Origin of the sequence: Kineococcus indalonis, assembly GCF_009906395.1 — a bacterium.
GTDB lineage: Bacteria > Actinomycetota > Actinomycetes > Actinomycetales > Kineococcaceae > Kineococcus > Kineococcus indalonis.
Genome location: NZ_JAAALM010000662.1, coordinates 1 through 1,852, shown reverse-complemented (window position 1 = coordinate 1,852; position 1,852 = coordinate 1). Strand labels below are relative to the sequence as shown.

Genomic DNA, 1,852 nt, shown 5'->3' with positions numbered 1-1,852 from the left:
CCTCGGCCGCCGAGGCGGGCGCGGCCAGGCCGACGGCCAGGGCGACGGCGATGAACGGGGGGACCGCGTGGAAGGCGCACCGGCGCACGGTGAAGGCGCGGGCGGGTCCGGAAGGGCTGGTCATCGGGGCTCTCTCTTCGCGCAGCACCGCGGCGGCGGCCGGGGCCGTCGCTGCGGGTCACCCGCGAAGACGGCGGGTGACCACTCGAGATTGAGAGCTCACCGATGCGCTGAGCAAACGCCACGCACCCGTTCGGAGACACCGAGCACCCCGGTGGCGGGATGGCCGTTACTGCCCGTCACCGAGGAGCACGCAGAGCGTTCAGCTGCCGTAGACGGTGCGCCCGTCGTCCAGGACGAGCTTGTCCAGCCGGCGCGTCAGGTGCAGCGACTCCAGGACGAACTCCACGCCCGAGGCCGCGCGCCCCGGCGTCGGCTCGTCACCCAGCCCGAGGCGGTCCAGCACCTGCCCCAGCCCGGGCACCGTGCCCACCTGCTCCAGCAGCCGCGCCGCCGGCACCAGGTCGCCCGTCTCGATCGTGCGGCCCTGCGTCACCAGGGCGCTGAAGCCGGACAGCTCCGCACCGCCCAGGCGGGCGCGGTACGTCTCGGCCACCGCGGTGCGCAGCAGGTGCTCCAGCACCTCGCTCTCGCGGCCCTCCTCGCCCTGCTCGAACTCCACCTTGCCGCCCAGCACGCTGACCACCGTGTGCAGGTCGCCCACCCGCGCCACCGGCTCGCCCTCCTCCCCGGCCAGCGCCGCCCGGCGCAGCGCCGCCGCCGCCACCGTCTCCGCCGCCGCGATCGAGAAGCGCGCCGAGACCCCCGAGGCGGGGTCCACCGCCGGCGACTCGCGCACCGCGCGGGTGAAGCGCGCCAGCACCTCCAGCAGGTGGTCGGGCACCTCCGCCACCGTGCGCGCCTCCTGGCGCACCAGGTCCACCTCCAGCTCCACCTCGAGCGGGTAGTGGGTGCGCACCTCCGCGCCGAAGCGGTCCTTCAGCGGCGTGATGATGCGCCCGCGGTTGGTGTAGTCCTCCGGGTTCGCGCTGGCCACCAGCAGCAGGTCCAGCGGCAGGCGCAGCTGGTAGCCGCGCACCTGGATGTCGCGCTCCTCCAGCACGTTCAGCAGCGAGACCTGGATGCGCTCGGCCAGGTCCGGCAGCTCGTTGATCGCGAACACGCCGCGGTTGGTGCGCGGCACCAGGCCGAAGTGGATCGTCTCCGGGTCGCCCAGCGCGCGGCCCTCGGCGACCTTCACCGGGTCCACGTCGCCGATCAGGTCGCCCACCGAGGTGTCCGGGGTGGCCAGCTTCTCGCCGTAGCGCAGGGAGCGGTGCAGCCACCCCACCGCCAGGTCCTCGCCCTCGGCCAGCACGCGCCGGCGCGAGGCCGGGGTCAGCGGGGCGTACGGGTGCTCGTTGAGCTCGCTGCCCTCGATCACCGGCGTCCACTCGTCCAGCAGGCCGACCAGCGAGCGCAGCAGGCGCGTCTTGCCCTGCCCGCGCTCGCCGAGCAGCACCACGTCGTGCCCGGCCAGCAGGGCGCGCTCCAGCTCGGGGGCGACGGTGTCCTCGTAGCCCAGCACGCCGGGGAAGCGGTCCCGGCCCGCGCGCATGCGCTCCAGCAGGTTGCGGCGCAGCTCCTCCTTGACGGTCTCGTGCCGGTGACCGGAGGCGCGCAGCGCACCCAGGGTGCGGGGCAGGTGGGCGGGCGGCTCCATGGGGAGCGCGGTGGCGGTCGAGGCGCGGTCGTCGCGGGTGCTCACGCGCCGAACCTACGTCGCATCCGCGCCGTCCACACCCCCCGCGCACCGCCGTCCCCGGCGCGCCGGGGACGGCGGTGCGCGGGG

The 1,852-nt window shown here is 75.4% G+C and carries 1 protein-coding gene; it reads right to left on the bottom strand.

The window, feature by feature from the left end:
* Nucleotides 1-322: 322 nt before the first annotated feature.
* A complete protein-coding gene (locus tag GTR00_RS20025) occupies nt 323-1,723 on the bottom strand; it encodes a sigma 54-interacting transcriptional regulator (RefSeq protein WP_166613299.1) in 1,401 nt (466 codons plus the stop codon).
* Nucleotides 1,724-1,852 lie beyond the last annotated feature (129 nt).